Here is a 20,529-nt window from a genome sequence, read left to right as displayed (position 1 = left end):
CGCAGACACGGCGCATAAATAAGACAGACGGGAGCATTACAATGAAAAAGTTAGTTCTGGCCGCATTACTCGCCACCTTCGCCGCTGGCGCATCCGCAGCTGATAAAATCAATTTTGGCGTGTCCGCCACCTATCCGCCGTTTGAATCGCTGGATGCCAGCAACCAGATCGTGGGTTTCGATATCGATCTGGCGAAAGCGCTGTGCAAACAAATGCAGGCCGACTGCACCTTTACCAACCATGCCTTCGACAGCCTGATCCCGTCGCTGAAATTCAAAAAATACGACGCGGTGATCTCCGGGATGGACATCACGCCTGAGCGCAGCAAGCAGGTTGCGTTCACCGACCCGTACTACGCCAACTCGGCGGTCGTGATTGCGAAGAAAGGCGCCTATACCTCTTTCGATCAGCTGAAAGGCAAACGCATCGGGATGGAAAACGGCACCACTCACCAGAAATACCTCCAGGACAAGCATCCGGAAGTGAAAACCGTAGCCTATGACAGCTATCAGAACGCGATTATCGACCTGAAAAATGGCCGCATCGACGGCGTGTTCGGCGATACCGCCGTGGTGAACGAATGGCTGAAAACCAATCCGCAGCTGGGCACCGCAACCGAGAAAGTGACCGATCCGCAGTACTTCGGTACGGGTCTGGGCATCGCGGTACGTCCGGATAACAAGGCCCTGCTGGAAAAACTGAACGGCGCGCTGAAAGCGATTAAAGCGGACGGTACGTATCAGAAAATCAGCGAGCAGTGGTTCCCGCAGTAATCTCAGAATGCTGAGTTAACAATCACCTATAAAAGGCTATGCCAGAGGCGTAGCCTTTTTAATTCGCTAACAGGCTGTTTTCAACACAGCGAAAACCTATTGAGCGCGAGGGAGGCCCCTGAACGGTTTCAGGTCTCATACTTCCTCTGGTAATGGTGTAACCCTCTCCGGCATCTCTGGGTAGTCCCCGGATAACCCGTTTATCACCTTTCTCTGGCCCCTGAGGATCTTGCTCAGGAGAATGACTGTAATAATCCGCCGCATACCAATCTTTGACCCAGTCAGCCCCATTTCCCTGAATATCATATAAACCGAGCGGATTCGGGGCATAATTTCCTACCGGACGGTTTTCCGTAGAGGGGGCGATGTTACGTTTGATGTCATTTTCGTAGTGATACCAGTTATCACTGTTGCCAAAAATCAGGAACTGACCTCGGCTGCGTGCTGCGTACTCCCACTGCGCTTCCGTTGGCAGGTCGGTGTGACGCTTGCTGACTTGACCCAGCCACCGGCAGTAGGCCTGCGCATCCTGCCAGTTAGCCGATGCTGGATAATTATAGCCAAGCGCAATTTTCAGTGAGGCATAATCTGAATCGCTATCATTGGCCGTCTTCCGAAAATAATCGTTCGGCTCCCGCCCCTGGATCTCCAGCCAGCGGTTAAATTCTCCCCACGTCACCCGGTACTTACTGATACGGAAATCAGACAATGTCACCCAGTGAAGCGGTTTATTGTCAGCATCTGCACTGAACGGCAGTTTCTCACCAATGAGAGCACCAAAATCACCCATCTGAAAACGGCCACCTTTCACTGTGACCATATTTTCCAGCGCCCTGTTAATCAGATCTGTCTGCTCAGTCTTCATTTTTTGATCATCCCGGCAGCCAGTCAGCACCAGAGTAATCAGTAATCCTGTCACACCATAGCCTGTATACGTCATGCTGTATCTCCATGCATGGAGTAAATCAGCCGCGTACAGCTATGGAGATACGTCGGCAGCACTTCTCTTAATGGTAAGGTAGACATATTGATGTGCCCTGGAGGGATAGCGGGGGCTTCTGGCAGGTGGAGGTAAAGGTTTCTCAGATTATCGGCATAATGGCTGGGTTCAATCGTGATGTTCCGCGCTGCGGGGACCAACGAACCAGCAAAACCATAGGTTTTGGGTGTCTCACCTTGTGCCAGAAAAGCAATGACCCTTTGTTCATTAATACGCCAGTTACTTTTTTCCTCTCCAGGCATTTTTGAAAGATGCTGCATTACATTTTCATATTCTCGCTGCGACTGTACCCAGCGAAGAGCATAAATAATGGCTCGTTTACGAGCGCTAAAAACAGCTCCGCCCTCACAGGTCGTCTCTTCATGACTCACTGGACTGGCGACATTATCCCAAAGGTTTGTATCAATCAGTGCAGCAATGGCTGCGCCTTTGCTCTCCGGCGGAGTAAACTTTAAACAATCTCCTTTTGTATTCAGTATGTTAGTCATCAGCGCCACGCGGGATTCTTTTTTATCCCAACTTTTTTTAAGTTCAGCGGCTATATTTCCCCCAGCATCAATCACACGATTGATCCCATACATCCCCACTAGTAACGGAATGGCGCAGAAAGCATAATAATCGTCCGCCATCATAATCTGCATCAGCCGGATATAATCCGCATTTCGCAGCATATAGGTCAGGCAGGGCATAAACTCAGACATGATTGCGGGACCGTCAACCTCAAAGCTCATCGAGCCTTTCCCCCCCGTCCCCCAGCACAACCCGCCGCCAACCTCTATACGCACCTTACCATCTTGCCATCTGAACTTAAGCTGCCCGCTAAGACCGCCACCAGCCTGAGCAGCCACCCCCACCCCAACCTTCGCCAACGTACTGTATTTTTCGTCGTGATCAGGATTGAGCCAGACCAGTGCACCAGACACATTCGCCCCGGCTTCTGCCCCGACAAATACGCCTAGCTCCGCCCCACCGCCTAAGGGCATATGCCCTTCTTTAGTAACGTCTATCTGCCGCCAAAATCCGTAACCCTCATCCGGCATAGCTTTTACAGGCAACCCTTTTGCCCGATCGCCAGTAATATTGACCCCCGCCTCTATACCCAGACTTGCCCCAACGCTCCCCGACAATGTCAGCTCAATATCAAAACGGAATGTACCGAGTATCCCCATTCCTCCACCGGGAATTTTCGCCGGATCTAACGGATAGCAAATTTTTACGCCGACATTACCCGGAAGGTGAAGCCTGCCGCTGCTTTTTGCCTCTGCAAGCGCAAGGTTGGCGTAAAAGCTGGTCTTACCGTGCAGCTCTGCTTTTGGCTTGTATTGTCCGGTGCGGATATCAATTTCGAACGGATTCAATAACCCCTTCATGCTCGCGCCATACGCCCAACGTAATAGCTGAGCCTGTGCATCAAATGCCATGCCAGAACCTTCATAAGGTGAATGTTTCAGGCTTCGGTTAAATTCTTGTGCCCATACGCTCCAGACGCCAGAGTTATCATCGAGCAGTTTCACTTCCCACGCTTTCATTGACGGCTTCAGTTTTGCTAGTTGTCCTTTTAGCTTTTCCGGGTCGATTTCATGGCGGGTATGGTTCTGGCCATCTTTGTCGGTATATTCAACCGCCCTTAAAAAGCTCTTACCGCCGCTTTTCTTTTCCGCGCTGTTCAATCTGTATCGGCGCCAGTGGCTACGAATTTTATTTGAGCGGACGTAGACATATTTGGTTCCGTTTTTCCCACCCATTACGTCTATAAGTTCCATCAGCCCAAGTGCGTTCTTTTTGCTATTTTCATCCAGTAATGTTGCGGCAGGGAGGTTTTCTGTAGGGGTCAATGCTGCAAGTTCGGCCCGTAAGGTCTGACAGGCTTCATCAAGATGTCGATACTCATCCTTCAACAGATTCTGAAAGCGATTACGCTCTGGTACATCGACCCAGCCCAGAGTAGTGACGTCTTTCTGGAGTTGCTCAATACGCTGTAACGCATCCGCTCTCTGCGCCAGGCAGTGAGTGAGTCGGTTACTTTCCTGCTCAAGTTCGTTCCAGTCGCATTGGTCAACTGCCAAAAGGGTTTCACTGTCGGGATGAAAATAAAGACGGGGATAAGAGGGGACAACGACTTCTTTGCAGACCCCGCCTGGGCGTGTCATCACGCTGTAGCATCCATCCCAGGGTATGACTTTTACAGTCATCACTAAATCCTTTTAGTTTGAGCGGTTATTCTCCTCTATCATACTTCCAACGAACACCATCTCAAAGCGGTACATAAAAACGAAAAATCGCTCCCTTTTGTGCCTCCATCAGCTTTATTCCGCCGCCGTGCAGCTCCAGCATACGTTTAACGATTAACAGCCCCAACCCGCCGCGATTCTCCCGCGATGCCTGGGTATTCAATGCCGACGGCCGCTGGAACAGATCGTCGCGCAGCGAGGAGTCCACGCCCGTTCCGCTGTCAGCCACTTCGACCTGAAGCCGTTCATTCTCCTGCCAGACCGCCAGACGAATTTCCCCACCAGATGGCGTATGGCGCATCGCGTTATCGAGCAGGTTGGTCACCACGCGTTCGATCATCGACACGTCGGCGTTAATCAGCGGCAGCGGTCCCGGCACGTCAATATGCAGATTCACTTCTCGTGTGCGGGCGGTGAGCTCAAACTTCTGCGCCACGTCGGAAATCAGCTCCCCCATCGCGAAACGCTCGCGCTGCGGCTTAATGCCGCCGTGCTCAAGGCGCGCCAGCTCGAACAGCTGCTGCGAAAGATGACGGACTTTTTGTCCCTGACGCAGCGCGGTGGCGAGATACTGCTGGTGCTCCTGCGGCGTCAGCGTGGCGGCTTTTAGCGACAGGGTTTCCAGATAGCCCAGCAGCGAGGTCAGCGGCGTACGGAGATCGTGCGAAATGTTAGCGATAAACTCCCGGCGCTGGCGATCGCTGTCGGCCAGCTGGTCCCACTGGCGGGTAATTTTGCGCGCCAGCTCGATAAAGCTGTTGCGCAGGATCGCCACTTCATCCTTTGCAGCCGCGTCCGATGGCTGCGCCGCCAGCTGTCTGATAGCGCTGATGCTGTCCTGCTCCAGCCCGGCGAGCTCCACCGTCAGCTGTTTTACCGGGCGCGTGACCCAGTACCAGACCAGTAAACCTGCCAGCAGGCCAAACAACGCAACCCACAACAATGACCACAGCACCGTGCTCCACAGCGCCTTATGCCAGGCCATTTCCGCCAGGGCGTTTGACTCCTCGCCCTGCAAAATAATGTACAGGTAGCCCTTAAGCTCGCCGTCCTGCCGTAGCGGCGTGGCGCTAAAGACCTTTTTATTTTGACTGCGAGGATCGTCGCCCAGGATCGGTATGGCGGTACCGCTCAGGAAGGTCTGAACCGGGGCCAGATCGATTTTTTGTCGCTGAATGTGGCCCGGCGGTGCGGCATCGGCCAGGATATCGCCGTCCGGGGAGACAACATACAGCTCAACGCTCGGATTAAAGGTCATCAGCCGATCGAACAGCGGCTTGAGAGCCCTTCGGTCGACCCTGCCCTGCGCGTCCAGAATCGGTTCACGCTGGACTATCTGCTGCGCCAGCCCGCCCGACAGCCGCTGCACCATCGCGTTACCGTACTGCGTACTGGTGTAGAGCTGTACCGCGCAGGCGACGGTGGCGCAGAGCATCATCAGCAGGATGAACAGCAGCGTCAGACGCTGACTCAGGCTAAAGCGGCGCATCATGATTTGGCTCCGCAAATTTATAGCCCTTGCCCCAGACGGTGCGAATAATCTCCGGCTCGGCGGCGTCCTTCTCAATCTTGATGCGCAGGCGGTTGATATGGGTGTTAACGGTATGCTCATAGCCTTCGTGCTGATAGCCCCAGACCTGCTCCAGCAGCGCCAGACGAGAAAAGACCTCGCCAGGATGACGGGCAAAGAAGTAGAGCAGCTCGAATTCACGCGGAGTGAGATCCACCACCTGGCCGTGAAGCAGCACGCTGCGCGCCAGCGGATCGATGGTCAGACCGTGGGCCTGAATTTGACCGTCGGTTTGCACCTGCCCCATCGCCTGCTGGCGGCGGAACAGCGCTTTGATGCGCGCAATGAGTTCCTGCACCGAGAACGGCTTAGCCAGATAATCATCGGCGCCGGTTTCCAGCCCGGTAATGCGGTCGGTCTCGCTGCTGCGGGCGCTGATGATGATCACCGGCAGGTAGCGCGTCATCTGACGAATACGGCGGCAAATCTCCAGACCGTCAACGCTGGGCAGCATCAGGTCGAGGATCACCGCATCCCACGGCTGTTTTTCAAGACGCAGTAAGGCCTTGCCCCCGTCGGGCTCGTGGGTGATGGCATAGCCTTCGTCTTCTAAATTGAGTCGCAGAAGCGCCGCGATATCATGGTCGTCTTCCACCAGCAGGATCTGCTTCATGGGTAAGCCTTCAATCATTTCTTATGACGTAAGCTTACCTGATTTCGAGCGGGGGAAGAGTTCACATTTTGTTTAAGATTTCACGAGCAGCGTCAACACTTCATAATGCGCGGTATGCGGGAACATATCGAAAAGCTGAACGCGTTCAATGCGGTAGCCCGGCAGGCTAGCAATGTCTTTCGCCATGGTCTGGGCGTTACAGCTGGAATAGACGATGTACTCGGGCGCCATCTGGCTCAGGTAGTCGCACAGCGCCTTGCCGATGCCGCGGCGCGGCGGGTTGACCAGCACCAGCTCCGGCACGTTGCCCTGGCCGGTCGCAAACTGCGTGGAGTCCAGCGCCTGGAAGTGCAGATTCGTTAACCCCAGCCCGGCGGCAGACTGTTTCGCGCAGGCAATCGCTTCAGCAGAAATCTCTATTCCGGTGAGCTGCATCTCGGGCGTGGCGCAGTGCAGGCCAAAGCCGCCCACGCCGCAGAAGAGATCCCACATATGATGGATGTTTAACGCACGTACCCAGTCGCGGGCGGTGGCGTACAGGCTGCTAGCCACGGTTGGGTTAGTCTGGAAGAAGCTTTGCGGGCGGATCCACAGCGGCACGCCGTTGAAGTTTTCGGCCAGCGCGTGCTGGTCGGTGAAGAAAATCTCTTTCTCCCCTTCCATGATCGCCATATGCACCGGCTGAATATTTGCGGTAATGACCTTCAGCTGCGGCAGCTGTTCCTGCAGCCACGGCAGCGCCGCGCGCAGCTGCTCGAGCTTGGCTTCCGAACGCAGCACGAAGCGCAGCATCATGCCGCCGTCGAGTTGGCTTTCCGTCAGCAGAAGGTATTTCAGCTCGCCGCGCCTGCGGGCAACGCTGTAGGGCGTTAACCCCGCGCGCGCGATAAATGGTTTCAGCGCGGCAAAGACGGGCTCAAACGAGGCGGGATACAGCGGGCAGTCGGTTAAATCTTCCGGCGTGCCGTCGCGGTGCAGCATCCCCAGCAGCGGTTTTTCAACGCTGCCGCTGACCACCATTTTGGCTTTATTACGAAAGCCCAGCTCCGGGCCGCTGACGGGTGCGCACCACTCGCCCACCGCGTGTGCTGCCAGCAGCTGTTGCAGGTCGGCCATTTTGGCGGTGAGTTGTTGAGAAACCGGCTGTTCTATCCACTGACAGGAGCGGCAGCGTCCGGCGTCATAGAGTGCGCACTGCATATGAAAACCTTAAGAATCACGAGGGCTGCGATTATACACATTATTGCAGGCGGAAGAACCGCCGGCTTGAGGCCGGAACGAAGAGTAGACAGAGCACCAGCATATCCGGAAGTTTTTGCATAAACAGCGCGCGCAGGATCTCGCGCTTGGATTCCCCGGCAATGCTGAACAGCTCCGGGTAGCCGTATCCCAGAGAGGCGGCCCACAGATAGCTGGCGGCGGTAATTTGCGTCAGCAGATAGACCCAGCGCGCCCAGCTGCGCCCTTTGACCAGCGAAAACGCGCAGTAGATCTCGATAAACACCAGCACCAGGCTGCTCAAAAAGACCAGCGTCAGATTCCACGTCTGCACGCTGCGGTGAATGAATTCACCGATGCCGCGCACGCCCAGGGTGTTCAGGATCATCAGCACGTCCAGGCAGCGGATCATAATAATGGCGAGCGCCGCCACCTGAACCAGAGCAGGTACGTTAGGACGCGCGTGCGTAGTACGTGATTTTTTTAATAATCCCAATGTTTTACTTCCCTGAAAAACAGTGCCGCGTCATGCGCGGCACTTCACTGGAAATTTTAAATCCTTCAGCCGCGTCTTGCACGCTGGATATCGCGCACGCGCTGCTTTTCCGCGCGCGCCATCAAATACCAGGCGATAAATCCGACAATTCCGACCACGCCGAGGATGATGGAAGCCAGAGCGTTAATCTCCGGGTTGACCCCCATGCGCACGCTGGAGAAGACCAGCATCGGCAGCGTCGTCGCGCCCGGCCCGGAGACAAAGCTGGCGATAACCAGATCGTCCAGCGACAGCGTAAACGCCAGCAGCCAGCCGGAGATCACCGCCGGCATAATCATCGGCAGGGTAATGATGAAAAAGACCTTCAGCGGCGTCGCGCCAAGATCCATCGCCGCCTCTTCAATGGAGCGATCCAGCTCGCGCAGGCGCGAGGAGATCACTACCGCCACGTAGGCCGTACAGAAGGTGACGTGCGCCAGCCAGATGGTGAGCATGCCGCGATCCGCCGGCCAGCCGATGGCGTGCGCCAGGGCCACGAACAGCAGCAGCAGCGCGAGTCCGGTGATCACGTCCGGCATAACCAGCGGCGCGGTGATCATAAAGGCGAACCCGTTTGAACCGCGAAAACGCCCGAAGCGCACCATCACCAGCGCGGCGATCGTGCCCAGCACCGACGCCATTGTCGCCGCCAGGGCGGCAATCGTCAGGCTCAGCCCCACCGCGCTCATCATCGCATCGTCGTGGAACAGCTCGCTGTACCAGCGCGTCGACCAGCCCGCCCAGACCGTTACCAGCTTAGAGCTGTTGAACGAGTAGATCACCAGCATCAGCATCGGCGCATACAGGAAGGTAAAGCCAATAACCAGGATCGCTATTCGCCACGGGGAGCGCACTACCGGTAAGTTGTTCATCCGTGATCTCCCATCTGTTTCTGCTGATGCTTGTGGAACCACATGATCGGCACGATCAGCAGCAGTAGCATCACGATCGCCACCGCCGAGGCCACCGGCCAGTCGCGGTTATTGAAGAACTCCTGCCACAGCACGCGGCCAATCATGATGCTGTCCGGGCCGCCGAGCAGTTCCGGGATCACAAACTCCCCGACCGCCGGGATAAAGACCAGCATTGACCCGGCGATAATGCCGCCTTTGGTCAGCGGGACAATGACGCTGAAGAAGGTTTTTAACGGGCGGGCGCCGAGATCGAGCGACGCTTCCACCAGCGAATAATCAATGCGCGTCAGGGCCGTATAGATCGGCAGCACCATAAACGGCAGATAGGCGTACACAATGCCGATATAGACCGCGAGGTTGGTGTGCAGGATCGTCAGCGGCTGATCGATAACCCCAAGCCACATGAGAAAGTTATTCAGCACGCCGTTGTTTTTCAGGATCCCCATCCAGGCATAAACGCGGATCAGGAACGAGGTCCACGACGGCAGGATAACCAGCAGCAGCAGGATGTTACGCGTCGACGGTTTGCTGTGCGCCACCGCCCACGCCAGCGGGTAGCCCATCACCAGACAGCAGAGCGTCGAGATCGCCGCCACCTGCAGCGACTGCAGATAGGCTTCGAAATAGAGCGGGTCGTCGGTGAGCTGCAGGAAGTTGCCGAGGTTAAGCGTCAGCGTAAGCTGCCCGTCGGCCCAGTCCAGCAGGTTGGTATAGGGCGGGATCGCCCGCGCCATTTCCGCCAGGCTTATCTTGAAAACAATCAGGAACGGCAGCAGGAACAGAAGGATCAGCCACACGTACGGCATGGCGATCACCAGCTTGCGGCCGTGTTTCATCTGCATGCGCGTCAGCCACTGGGCAAGGCCGCCCGGCTTTTCTGCGCGGGCTGGAGGTTCAAGTGCACTCATTTGCCGCTCCTTATACCGTCAGCACGACGCAACTGTCAGCGTCCCAGCACAGGCGCACTTCGTCACCCCAGGTCGGCTGCCCCTTGCGGTAGCGATGTTCGTTCTGTAGCTGCGCGCTGAGCATCTGCCCGCTTTTCAGCCGCACGTGGTAGATGGACAGGTCTCCCAGATAGGCAATGTGCACCACTTCGCCCACGGCAAAGTTATAGCCATCGGCAGGCGGATCCTCGCAGAGCATGATTTTCTCCGGACGCAGCGCGACGTAGACCGGCACGTTATCCACCACCGAGTTGTCAGGATCGACCTTAAGCGGATGCTGCAGCCCCGGCGATTCGATGACCAGGCCATCCTCCTGACGATCTTTCAGCAGCCCTTCGAAAACGTTGACCGAGCCGATAAACTCCGCGCTGTAGCGGGTCGTCGGGTGCTCATAAATCTCTTCCGGCTCGCCGATCTGCACGAACTTCCCGCGGTTCATGATCGCGATGCGTCCGGCCATGGTCATCGCCTCTTCCTGGTCGTGGGTGACCATCACGCAGGTCACCCCCACGCGCTCCAGGATATCCACCACTTCGAGCTGCATACGGTCGCGCAGTTTTTTATCCAGCGCGCCCATCGGCTCATCGAGCAGCAGCAGTTTCGGGCGTTTTGCCAGACTGCGGGCCAGGGCCACGCGCTGGCGCTGGCCGCCGGAGAGCTGGTGCGGTTTGCGCTTCGCGAACTCCTGCATGTGCACCAGACTCAGCATTTCGGCCACGCGCGCGTTAATTTCGGCCTTCGGCAGCTTGTCCTGCTTCAGGCCAAAGGCGATGTTCTGCTCCACCGTCATGTGCGGGAACAGCGCGTAGGACTGGAACATCATGTTAATCGGGCGCTGATACGGCGGCACGCTGGAGAGGTCCACGCCATCGAGCATGATTTGCCCGGCGGTGGGCTGTTCAAAACCGGCCAGCATACGCAGCAGGGTCGATTTACCGCAGCCAGAAGCCCCCAGAAGGGCAAAAATTTCGCCTTTATAGATAGTCAGGCTGACGTCATCCACGGCATGCTGACCATCGAAAGATTTGGTGAGGTTACGAATTTCAAGAAGCGGGGTCAGCGCTTTACGGACTTTCGCCTGCGGGCGGGGGATCGCGTCATTCACGGGGTGTTCTCCGGCATAGATCAGTACTGGTGCAAACGCACCGTCAGGGTGCGCATCGCCGGGCGGCGCTAACGCTTGCCCGGCCTACGGGTTGTAAAGGCCCGGTAAGCGATAGCGCCACCGGGCAACAATACCCAACGCCGTTATTTACCGCTTTTCACCTTTGTCCACGCGCGGGTACGCACGCGGTCAATTTTTGGATCCTGAACTTTCAGGGTGAAGAGCTTGGCGAACACATCCGCTGGCGGATAGATAGCCGGGTTATTACGGATTTCTTCGCTCACCAGCGGCAGGGAGGCCTTGTTACCGTTCGCGTAGTAAACGTGGTCACTGATGTGGGCGATCACCTCAGGACGCATCAGGTAGTTGAGGAACTGATACGCTTCGTCCTTGTTCTTCGCATCAGCCGGCATCGCGAAGACGTCAAAGAAGGCCAGCGCCCCCTCTTTCGGAATGAAGTAAGAGACGTTCACGCCGTTTTTCGCCTCTTTCGCGCGGTTAGCCGCCTGCCACACGTCTCCAGCCCAGCCGATCGCGACGCAGATGTCGCCGTTAGCCAGATCGTTAATGTACTGAGACGAGTGGAAGTAACGAATGTTTGGACGCAGCTTCAGCAGCAGATCGGTCGCCGGGCCGGTGTAATCATCGGCTTTACTGCTGTTCGGGTCTTTGCCCAGGTAGTTCAGCACGGTCGCGAAAATCTCTTCCGGCGCATCGAGGAAGGAGACGCCGCAGCTTTTCAGCTTCTCAAGGTTTTCTGGCTTCAGCACCACGTCCCAGCTGTCCAGCTTGACGTCCGGGCCCAGCACCGCTTTGACTTTATCCACGTTGTAGCCGATACCGGTGGTCGCCCACAGGTAAGGCATCGCGTATTTGTTGTCCGGGTCATGCTTCGCCACCAGCTTCAGCACTTCCGGATCGAGGTTTTTCCAGTTCGGTAACTTGCTCTTGTCCAGAGGCTGGAAGACGCCTGCCGTCAGCTGACGCTCCAGGAAGCTTGCAGAAGGCACCACGAGATCAAACCCGGTGCTGCCCGCCATCAGTTTTCCTTCCAGCACTTCGTTGGAATCGAATACGTCGTAGACCACTTTAATGCCGGTCTCTTTTTCAAAATTCGCCACAGTGTCCGGCGCAATATAGTCAGACCAGTTGTAAACGTGCAGCGTTTTTTGTTCCGCAGCGAGCGAGCCGGCAGAGACGGCCATCAGAGCACCCGCAACCAGACCCGATAACCATTTTTTATTCAAGGCGATCATATCTTTATTCCTTCTGAAAGCTCGTTAACAAACGAACTAAAACTGTGCAATCTGAAGATATGCAATAATCATGCATAGTTTGTCGCTCTGCCCAAAATAAAAAGAAACCTCTTTACCCGGCAGCTTCCGCTCGCTTTTTTAAGCATCGCAAGAATAACTGTAGCCCGTGTCTCCGGCTATAGCCCAGACGAAAAAACGCCTTTTATCAATTTTTTATGCAGGTTAAGTCTACGTGATAAGCCGAAACGGCCTTCAGGGAGGTGAAAAACTCTTTAAAGAAAGGTTAAAAGCAGCAGAAAAAATGGCCTTCTGCAGCCGCTATGGCAGCGACTGCGCAAAAGTCAGACAGGCTTAGTGAAGAAAATTGGGAGATGCATCATTATTCTCTGCATCATCTTCCGCGCTATACAGCAGATGGTGTGCATTGGCTTCCATCATGACCATGGAAATTTGCTCTTCGCTCAAGCGCATAAACCAGGAGAACTGCTTGAACGACAGCCCGGCACCGGAGAATAAAGACTGGCAAACGACCAGTTTTGGCAGATTATCATCCTGTATGTCGAGAAATGCTTTCACCGTCAAAGAACTGGCGTTGATCGCTGACAGGTCGGAGGCCAGCGCCAGTAGCGCGGACGGCTTCACTTCGGCCAGCGCCGAGAAAAGGATGACGTCGTTAATGAGATCGATTTTGGCATCGAAAATGCCGTCGAAATTCTGCATATGAGGCAGATGCAGCGCCTGGCAGGAATCGCATTCGAAGAACGTAATTCCGGCATCATCAAGCCATTGACGTAACGTATCCAGTGTTGGTACGACCTGTAAATCCATCGCTGTGCAGCCTCTTCAATATAATCTGTGCATAGGGTACGCAAAAAGTGCGTTCAATACCATTTAACCGCCCGTTTTCAGACAGTAGCCCGGCGTGGCATGACGCTCGATCCATGCGATCATTTTACCCGCAATATCGACTCCTGTGGTTTTTTCCACGCCTTCCAGCCCCGGCGAGGCGTTCACCTCCATGACCAGCGGCCCGCGCGTCGCCCGCAGAAGGTCTACGCCCGCCACGTCCAGCCCCAGGGTTTGCGCCGCTTTCACGGCAATTTCCCGTTCGCGATCGCTGATATCCGCGATTCTTGCAATGCCGCCCCGGTGAAGGTTAGAGCGGAAATCGCCCTCTTTCGCCTGGCGCTCAATGGCCGCCACCACCTCATTGCCGACCACGAAGCAGCGAATATCGCGCCCTTTAGCCTCTTCGATGTACTCCTGCACCAGGATGTGCGCATTGAGGCCCCTAAAGGCGTCAATCACGCTCTCCGCCGCCTGACGCGTTTCCGCCAGCACCACGCCAATGCCCTGCGTACCTTCCACCAGCTTAATCACCAAAGGCGCGCCGCCCACCATGTCGATCAGATCGCTGGTGTCGTCCGGTGAATGGGCAATCCCCGTGACGGGGAGATCGATCCCCTGACGGGCGAGGAGCTGCAGCGAGCGCAGCTTGTCGCGGGCGCGGGAAATGGCGACGGATTCGTTGAGCGGATAGCTGCCCAGCATCTCGAACTGGCGCAGCGCGGCGGTGCCGTAATAGGTTATCTGGGAGCCGATGCGCGGGATCACGGCATCAAAGTGCGGCAGCTTGCGGCCTTTGTAGTGAATCGACGAGGCGGCCGGGTCAATGTTCATATAGCAGGACATCGGGTCGAGGATCTCAACCTGATGCCCGCGTTTCGCCGCCGCGTCTCGCAGGCGCTTACATGAATAGAGCGTTCCATCCCGGGACAATATGGCAATTTTCACCCTGCACCTCTCTGAAGACATGGAAAAAGCCTGCATATCATATACGCAGGCAGGCGCAGGCGGAATGGACTATCGCGTCGCCCAGCCCTGTTTGTGCAGGTAATCAAGAATAAACGGGCGGTTTTCTTTAATGATGGTGCGACGAATATGGTCAGTCCAGGTATCGCGACGGTTATTGCTGCCGCGCGTCAGGTAGTAGTTCGCCAGTTCTTCATCATATTGATTCAGGACGTCCTGATCGACCGGCTGGTAGTGGTTTTCGTGCACCAGCATGGCGGCAGGAATGCGCGGCTTCAGATCCGGGTTATCCGCAGGCCAGCCGAGGCACAGGCCGAACAGCGGCAGAACGTGTTTTGGCAGCTTCAGCAGCTCGGTCACGCTTTCAATGTTGTTACGCAGGCCACCGATGTAGACACCGCCCAAACCCAGCGACTCCGCCGCCGTAAAGGCGTTTTGCGCCATCAGTGCGGTATCCACCACGCCCAGCAGCAGCTGTTCGGCCAGCCCCAGCTCTGCCTCAGGGCAGATCTGCAGGTGGCGGTTAAAGTCGGCGCAGAACACCCAGAACTCCGCGGCCTGGGCCACATGCTTCTGCCCGCCGGTCAGCGTGACCAACTGTTCACGCATGGCCGGATCGGTGATGCGGATAATCGAGCTGCACTGCAGGAAGCTGGAGCTGGAGGTCGCCCTGGCGCTGTTAATAATCGCTTCGCGCTGCGCCTCGGTAATCGGCTCGTCGGTGAAGTGGCGGATGGAACGGTGGGATGTGAGCAGGTCTATGGTTGGCGTCATCTTGTCTCTCTTTGTCTTGCTTAAACCGTATGGCAGCCAGTATAGGCAATGATTTGCGCGGTGTAATTGGCGAAACATAGCCTTACTGTATCAAAGCGACAGGCGAAACCTTCTTTAATGGCGGCAGGTTATCGGGCACTATATGTCCTATTCGCCGTCAGGCTTGTTTTTTGAGGAGAGAGAAATGTTTGCAGTAATTTTTGGTCGTCCAGGGTGCCCTTACTGTGTGCGCGCGAAAGAGCTGGCTGAGAAACTGACCGAAGAGCGCGATGACTTCAACTTCCGCTACGTGGATATCCACGCGGAAGGCATCACCAAAGCGGATCTTGAAAAAACCGTCGGCAAGCCGGTTGAAACCGTACCGCAGATCTTCCTCGATCAGAAACACATCGGCGGTTGCACTGACTTTGAAGCTTACGCCAAAGAGCATCTGGGCCTGTTTGCCGCTCAGTAATGCGAAGACGCCCTCACCCTGAGGGCGTTTTTAATTATGGTGCCGTCGATGCTTAATCAGACTGCACACAAACAAATAGCACAGCGCGCCGAGGGCGCACCAGAAGACGCCGCTCAGCAACCACGCCAGCTCCTGCCAGAAACTTCGCGTTGATACATACAGCATGCGCATCAGCAGCAGACACAGCGGTGCCGCCAGCATTGCGCCAATAAGCGGCTTGACCACCTCCCCTTTACGGGAAAGAAAACTGGCAGCCGCTCCCGGCAGGGTAAAAAAGAGCAGTCCCAGCTCCGGATGTCCGGCAGCCCTGAATGCCCCTTTCACATTAAAAGCGAGCGACATGCACACGACGGTAAACAGCAAAAAGCAGCTGATCACCCCCGCCCAGTTTCGTTTAATGTTCAAACTATCCTCCTGACTTATCTCTATCAAATACACCTTCGTCGGGTAGACGCCCAGTCAGATAAAGCAGTGCGGCAATCCTTGCCAAAGTACGCACAGGGTGATGCGATAATAGGTAGCTGTCAGTAGCTAATACGATTAAACTATCGGCCAGCTAATGTTTTAGGGAATAAATAAGGTAACAGGGAGGGTTGAACGCGTTCCCTGGCCCAGAAAACAGTAGCCCAAATAGTCCTTTCATTCAACAACTTACTGGTAAACAAGAAGTTAGCCTCCGTGAATATAAACGTCGCAGACTTGTTAAATGGGAATTACATCCTGTTATTATTTGTGGTACTGGCGCTGGGCCTTTGCCTGGGTAAATTGCGCCTGGGTTCAGTTCAACTTGGTAATTCCATTGGCGTTTTAGTCGTCTCCTTATTATTAGGTCAACAGCACTTCAGCATTAACACGGACGCGCTCAACTTAGGTTTTATGCTGTTTATTTTTTGTGTTGGCGTGGAAGCGGGACCGAACTTTTTTTCAATTTTCTTCCGCGACGGCAAAAATTATCTGATGCTGGCGCTGGTGATGGTCGGCAGCGCGCTGCTGATCGCGTTAGGGCTGGGTAAACTGTTTGGCTGGGATATCGGGTTAACGGCCGGTATGCTGGCAGGCTCCATGACCTCCACTCCCGTGCTCGTGGGTGCCGGTGATACCCTGCGTCATTCCGGCATGGCCGGCGCACAACTTTCTGCCGCACTCGACCACCTGAGCCTGGGCTATGCCCTGACCTATCTGATTGGTCTGGTGAGCCTCATTGTCGGCGCGCGCTATCTGCCAAAACTGCAGCATCAGGATCTGCAGACCAGCGCCCAGCAAATCGCCCGCGAGCGCGGTCTGGATACCGATTCCAAACGTAAAGTCTATCTCCCGGTGATCCGCGCCTATCGCGTTGGGCCAGAGCTGGTGGCATGGGCAGACGGCAAAAATCTGCGCGAGCTGGGAATTTACCGCCAGACGGGCTGCTATATCGAACGTATCCGCCGCAACGGCATTCTGGCGAACCCGGACGGCGACGCGGTGCTGCAGATGGGCGACGACATCGCGCTGGTGGGTTACCCGGACGCCCACGCCCGTCTCGACCCGAGCTTCCGTAACGGCAAAGAGGTGTTCGACCGAGACCTGCTCGACATGCGTATCGTCACCGAAGAGATCGTGGTGAAAAACCATAACGCCGTGGGCCGCCGTCTGGCGCAGCTGAAGCTGACCGACCACGGCTGCTTCCTCAACCGCGTGATCCGCAGCCAGATTGAGATGCCTATCGACGACAACGTCGTGCTCAACAAAGGCGACGTACTGCAGGTCAGCGGCGACGCACGACGCGTGAAAACCGTTGCCGACCGCATCGGCTTTATCTCCATCCACAGCCAGGTCACCGACCTGCTGGCCTTCTGCGCCTTCTTTATCGTTGGCCTGATGATCGGAATGATTACCTTCCAGTTCAGCAACTTTAGCTTCGGCATCGGTAACGCCGCCGGGCTGCTGTTTGCCGGGATCATGCTGGGCTTCCTGCGAGCCAACCACCCAACCTTCGGCTACATTCCGCAGGGCGCACTGAACATGGTGAAAGAGTTCGGTCTGATGGTCTTTATGGCGGGCGTGGGCTTAAGCGCGGGAAGCGGTATCGGCCACAGCCTGGGCGCCGTCGGCTGGCAGATGCTGTTGTCCGGACTGATCGTCAGCCTGGTGCCGGTCATTATCTGCTTCCTGTTCGGCGCCTACGTGCTGCGCATGAACCGCGCCCTGCTCTTTGGGGCAATGATGGGCGCGCGTACCTGTGCGCCAGCCATGGAAATCATCAGCGATACCGCACGCAGCAACATCCCGGCGCTGGGCTATGCGGGCACATATGCTATCGCTAACGTGCTGCTGACGCTGGCGGGTACGCTGATCGTTATCATCTGGCCTGGACTCGGATAACTCCTAAGTTTGCGCGCGGGGAAAATATTTTCGTTACGCGCAGAACTTTTTTATCAGGGGGCAGTCATAACTAGTGCCACTGCTTTTCTTTGATGTCCCCAATTTGTGGAGCCCATCAACCCCGCCGTTTTGGTTCAAGGTTGATGGGTTTTTTGTTGCCTTAAATTCACCTTCCTCTATTCTTTTCTTCTCTCTTGCCACCAAAACACATATGATTAAACATATATAAAATCACACCTGCAGGAAATCCCATGCTCCACCCGCTCCAGCTCTTCAAAACCCTCTCCGACGAAACGCGGCTCGCCATCGTCATGCTGCTCCGCGAAGCGGGCGAGCTATGCGTCTGCGATCTCTGCTCCGCAACCACCGAGTCGCAGCCTAAAGTCTCCCGCCACATGGGGCTGCTGCGCGAGTCCGGGCTGGTTATCGATCGCCGTGAAGGGAAATGGGTCCATTACCGTCTCTCTCCCAACATGCCTGCGTGGGCGGCAGTCGTTATCGACAACAGCTGGAACTGCCTGCGGGAAGAGACGCGCATGAAGCTGAAAAATCGACTTTCAGGCTCGTGTTGATAACAATACATTCACAAAAACAGATATAACGGAGTAAGCGATGTTTCTGGCAGGAGCGATTTTTTTATTCACATTGGTACTGGTCATCTGGCAGCCCAGGGGACTCAGTATCGGCTGGAGCGCAACCATCGGTGCCGTGCTGGCGCTGGCCAGCGGCGTGATTCACATTAACGATATACCTGTGGTGTGGAATATCGTCTGGAACGCTACGGCGACGTTCATTGCCGTCATTATCATCAGCCTGCTGCTGGACGAGTCCGGCTTTTTCGAGTGGGCGGCGCTGCACGTCGCCCGCTGGGGGAACGGTCGCGGGCGATTGCTGTTTACTTATATCGTGCTGCTGGGTGCAGCCGTGGCGGCGCTGTTTGCCAATGACGGCGCGGCGCTGATCCTGACGCCTATCGTCATCGCCATGCTGCTCGCGCTGGGGTTCAGCAAGCAGGCCACGCTGGCGTTTGTGATGGCGGCGGGCTTCATCGCCGATACCGCCAGCCTGCCGCTGATTGTGTCCAACCTGGTCAACATCGTGTCGGCAGACTTCTTTAAGCTGGGGTTCAGCGAATACGCTTCGGTAATGATCCCGGTGGATATCGCCGCGATTGCCGCAACTCTGGTCATGCTGCATCTGTTCTTTCGCAAGGAAATCCCCCCGAAATATGACCTGGCAAAACTCCGCGAGCCCACTCGGGCCATTCACGATCTCCCGACGTTCAGAACGGGCTGGATTGTGCTGCTGCTACTTCTCGTCGGCTTCTTCGTGCTTGAACCGCTCGGCATTCCTGTCAGCGCCATTGCGACCGTCGGCGCGCTGATTTTATTCGCCGTCGCAAAACGCGGACATGCGATAAACACCGGAAAAGTGCTGCGCGGCGCACCGTGGCAAATCGTCATCTTCTCGCTGGGGATGTATCTGGTTGTGTACGGCCTGCGCAATGCCGGGCTGACGGAATATCTCTCAGGCGTACTGGATAGCCTGGCCGGACACGGTCTGTGGGCCACCACGCTGGGAACCGGGTTCATCACTGCGTTTCTGTCATCCATAATGAACAATATGCCCACCGTGCTGATTGGCGCGCTCTCCATCGAGGGCAGTACGGCGACAGGATTGATTAAGGAAGCGATGATTTACGCCAACGTGATTGGCTGCGATCTGGGGCCGAAAATCACGCCTATCGGCAGCCTCGCCACCCTGCTCTGGCTCCACGTGCTGGCGCAGAAGAACATGACGATCACCTGGGGCTACTATTTCCGGACGGGCATCGTTATGACGCTGCCGGTCCTGTTTGTGACGCTCGCCGCGCTGGCGCTACGTCTCTCCTTCACACTGTAATGAGCCACTGATATGAGCCACATCACCATTTATCACAACCCGGCCTGCGGAACCTCGCGCAACACGCTGGAGATGATCCGCAACAGCGGCGCCGAGCCAGAGATTATCCTCTATCTGGAAACCCCGCCGTCGCGCGATACGCTGACCGCTCTGATTGCCGAGATGGGCATTTCAGTGCGAGATCTGCTGCGTAAAAACGTGGAGCCCTATGAACAGTTCGGCCTTGCTGAAGATAACTTCACCGACGACCAGCTTATTGATTTTATGCTGCAACACCCGATCCTGATTAACCGTCCGATCGTGGTGACGCCGCTGGGCACCCGCCTGTGCCGCCCGTCTGAAGTCGTCCTCGACATCCTGCCGGATGCGCAGAAAGGGGCGTTTACGAAAGAGGATGGCGAAGCGGTGGTGGACGCCAGCGGGAAAAAAATCGAACACAGGTAAAACTGGCAGGGCGAGTGTTACCTAAGGATTCCCCTCGCCCGCAATTCTCCCCACCATCGCCCGGATCTCTTCGCGGGTTAACGGCGCCCGGTCGGTCACGTAGTGCAGCGTCATCCCTTCAATAAACGCGTCCAGCGCGCGGGTGGTCACCGGGTCGAACCACTGCTCCAGCGTGGTCTGGCTCATCTTCATCCAGTCCTGCATCACCGTTTTGAGCGCCGCGCTGCGGTGCATAAAGGCATAGAGCTGATACATCAGCGCCATGTTGTGCGGCGTGGTCACCTGCGAGCTGTGGATCAACGTGGTGATGGATTCGCACGCCATTTCCGGCCCTGTGACGCCCGCGAAGAAATCCCGGTACTGCTTCGACATCTGGCGGGTAAACCACGTGAAGGCCTCCTCCAGCAGCGGCTCCATACCGTCGAAATAGTAGGTCATCGACCCCAGCGGCACGCCCGCGCAGGTGGCGATTTTACGGTGCGTGACGGCGTGAATGCCGTGTTCGGCGATGGTATCGAGCGTTGCCTGCAGGATCTTCTCCCGGCGATGCGGATCGTTCGGTGGTCTGCTCATAAATTCCTCACGTGGTTTGTGTACAAATGTACACAAACTTGCTA

The 20,529-nt window shown here is 56.1% G+C and carries 21 protein-coding genes; 6 read left to right on the top strand and 15 right to left on the bottom strand.

Annotated elements, in window-relative coordinates:
- Positions 1–41: 41 nt before the first annotated feature.
- Positions 42–773 carry an arginine ABC transporter substrate-binding protein ArtJ gene (gene artJ / locus ACOTZC_RS00660; protein ID WP_021240923.1) on the top strand — a complete coding sequence of 244 codons (732 nt, stop codon included), beginning with the start codon at positions 42–44 and terminating at the stop codon, positions 771–773.
- A gap of 58 nt (positions 774–831) precedes the next feature.
- Here the strand turns inward: artJ and ACOTZC_RS00655 are convergent, their stop codons facing one another.
- The 13 genes from ACOTZC_RS00655 to nfsA all read right to left on the bottom strand — a co-directional run bounded on the left by ACOTZC_RS00655 (position 832) and on the right by nfsA (position 14,748).
- Positions 832–1,713: a formylglycine-generating enzyme family protein gene (locus ACOTZC_RS00655; RefSeq protein WP_421635541.1), complete on the bottom strand. Its 882-nt coding sequence runs from the start codon at positions 1,711–1,713 to the stop codon at positions 832–834.
- The gene (locus ACOTZC_RS00650) at positions 1,710–3,965 is read right to left on the bottom strand and encodes a hypothetical protein (RefSeq protein ID WP_052135642.1); all 2,256 of its coding nucleotides are present in this window, start codon (positions 3,963–3,965) and stop codon (positions 1,710–1,712) included. The genes ACOTZC_RS00655 and ACOTZC_RS00650 overlap by 4 nt, the downstream gene beginning before the upstream one ends.
- 61 nt (positions 3,966–4,026) lie before the next feature.
- Entirely contained in the window at positions 4,027–5,496 is a 1,470-nt protein-coding gene (locus tag ACOTZC_RS00645; RefSeq protein ID WP_252040627.1) for a sensor histidine kinase, read from the bottom strand.
- Positions 5,480–6,187 carry a response regulator transcription factor gene (locus ACOTZC_RS00640; RefSeq protein WP_023310937.1) on the bottom strand — a complete coding sequence of 236 codons (708 nt, stop codon included), beginning with the start codon at positions 6,185–6,187 and terminating at the stop codon, positions 5,480–5,482. Before ACOTZC_RS00640 ends, ACOTZC_RS00645 begins: the two co-directional genes overlap by 17 nt.
- A 72-nt stretch (positions 6,188–6,259) precedes the next feature.
- On the bottom strand, positions 6,260–7,387 hold the full coding sequence (rlmC, locus tag ACOTZC_RS00635) for a 23S rRNA (uracil(747)-C(5))-methyltransferase RlmC (RefSeq protein ID WP_248182518.1): 1,128 nt from the start codon (positions 7,385–7,387) through the stop codon (positions 6,260–6,262).
- A 40-nt stretch (positions 7,388–7,427) separates the two neighbouring features.
- Positions 7,428–7,901, bottom strand: coding sequence for a YbjO family protein (locus tag ACOTZC_RS00630; RefSeq protein ID WP_045403675.1), 474 nt, complete (start codon positions 7,899–7,901; stop codon positions 7,428–7,430).
- Between the two features lie 65 nt (positions 7,902–7,966).
- Positions 7,967–8,812: a putrescine ABC transporter permease PotI gene (gene potI / locus ACOTZC_RS00625; RefSeq protein ID WP_023310934.1), complete on the bottom strand. Its 846-nt coding sequence runs from the start codon at positions 8,810–8,812 to the stop codon at positions 7,967–7,969.
- Positions 8,809–9,762, bottom strand: a complete 954-nt coding sequence (gene potH / locus ACOTZC_RS00620) for a putrescine ABC transporter permease PotH (RefSeq protein ID WP_045354414.1) — start codon at positions 9,760–9,762, stop codon at positions 8,809–8,811. The genes potI and potH overlap by 4 nt, the downstream gene beginning before the upstream one ends.
- Before the next feature lie 10 nt (positions 9,763–9,772).
- Positions 9,773–10,906 (bottom strand): putrescine ABC transporter ATP-binding subunit PotG, encoded by a 1,134-nt coding sequence (gene potG, locus ACOTZC_RS00615; RefSeq protein WP_023310932.1) that lies wholly within the window; start codon positions 10,904–10,906, stop codon positions 9,773–9,775.
- Positions 10,907–11,049: 143 nt separating this feature from the next.
- Positions 11,050–12,162: a spermidine/putrescine ABC transporter substrate-binding protein PotF gene (gene potF / locus ACOTZC_RS00610; RefSeq protein WP_045354411.1), complete on the bottom strand. Its 1,113-nt coding sequence runs from the start codon at positions 12,160–12,162 to the stop codon at positions 11,050–11,052.
- Between the two features lie 351 nt (positions 12,163–12,513).
- On the bottom strand, positions 12,514–12,990 hold the full coding sequence (locus ACOTZC_RS00605; RefSeq protein WP_014169308.1) for a YbjN domain-containing protein: 477 nt from the start codon (positions 12,988–12,990) through the stop codon (positions 12,514–12,516).
- 63 nt (positions 12,991–13,053) lie between these two features.
- Positions 13,054–13,956 (bottom strand): 30S ribosomal protein S6--L-glutamate ligase, encoded by a 903-nt coding sequence (gene rimK, locus ACOTZC_RS00600; protein WP_023310930.1) that lies wholly within the window; start codon positions 13,954–13,956, stop codon positions 13,054–13,056.
- 69 nt (positions 13,957–14,025) lie between these two features.
- Positions 14,026–14,748: a nitroreductase NfsA gene (gene nfsA, locus ACOTZC_RS00595; protein WP_045403691.1), complete on the bottom strand. Its 723-nt coding sequence runs from the start codon at positions 14,746–14,748 to the stop codon at positions 14,026–14,028.
- 184 nt (positions 14,749–14,932) lie between these two features.
- Between nfsA and ACOTZC_RS00590 the strand changes: the two genes are divergently transcribed.
- Positions 14,933–15,202 (top strand): GrxA family glutaredoxin, encoded by a 270-nt coding sequence (locus tag ACOTZC_RS00590; RefSeq protein ID WP_006809455.1) that lies wholly within the window; start codon positions 14,933–14,935, stop codon positions 15,200–15,202.
- A gap of 30 nt (positions 15,203–15,232) precedes the next feature.
- On the opposite strand, the gene ACOTZC_RS00585 is transcribed toward ACOTZC_RS00590, so the two are convergent.
- Positions 15,233–15,607, bottom strand: coding sequence for an inner membrane protein YbjM (locus ACOTZC_RS00585; RefSeq protein ID WP_023310928.1), 375 nt, complete (start codon positions 15,605–15,607; stop codon positions 15,233–15,235).
- A gap of 273 nt (positions 15,608–15,880) precedes the next feature.
- On the opposite strand from ACOTZC_RS00585, the gene ACOTZC_RS00580 reads away from it, so the two are divergent.
- The 4 genes from ACOTZC_RS00580 to arsC all read left to right on the top strand — a co-directional run bounded on the left by ACOTZC_RS00580 (position 15,881) and on the right by arsC (position 19,912).
- A complete protein-coding gene (locus ACOTZC_RS00580; protein WP_163353629.1) occupies positions 15,881–17,566 on the top strand; it encodes an aspartate:alanine antiporter in 1,686 nt (561 codons plus the stop codon).
- Positions 17,567–17,817: 251 nt separating this feature from the next.
- Positions 17,818–18,138 carry a metalloregulator ArsR/SmtB family transcription factor gene (locus tag ACOTZC_RS00575; RefSeq protein WP_163353616.1) on the top strand — a complete coding sequence of 107 codons (321 nt, stop codon included), beginning with the start codon at positions 17,818–17,820 and terminating at the stop codon, positions 18,136–18,138.
- Between the two features lie 40 nt (positions 18,139–18,178).
- Positions 18,179–19,468 (top strand): arsenic transporter, encoded by a 1,290-nt coding sequence (locus ACOTZC_RS00570; protein ID WP_163353615.1) that lies wholly within the window; start codon positions 18,179–18,181, stop codon positions 19,466–19,468.
- 12 nt (positions 19,469–19,480) lie between these two features.
- Positions 19,481–19,912, top strand: coding sequence for a glutaredoxin-dependent arsenate reductase (gene arsC, locus ACOTZC_RS00565; protein WP_239632165.1), 432 nt, complete (start codon positions 19,481–19,483; stop codon positions 19,910–19,912).
- A gap of 21 nt (positions 19,913–19,933) precedes the next feature.
- Here arsC and ACOTZC_RS00560 read toward each other — a convergent pair whose 3' ends face one another.
- Positions 19,934–20,485, bottom strand: a complete 552-nt coding sequence (locus ACOTZC_RS00560; RefSeq protein WP_023310923.1) for a TetR/AcrR family transcriptional regulator — start codon at positions 20,483–20,485, stop codon at positions 19,934–19,936.
- Positions 20,486–20,529: the final 44 nt, after the last annotated feature.

The sequence above is a fragment of the Enterobacter cloacae complex sp. SHL009 genome (assembly GCF_049237205.1).
Lineage (GTDB): Bacteria > Pseudomonadota > Gammaproteobacteria > Enterobacterales > Enterobacteriaceae > Enterobacter > Enterobacter cloacae_M.
This window is presented reverse-complemented; position numbering and strand designations above follow the sequence as displayed.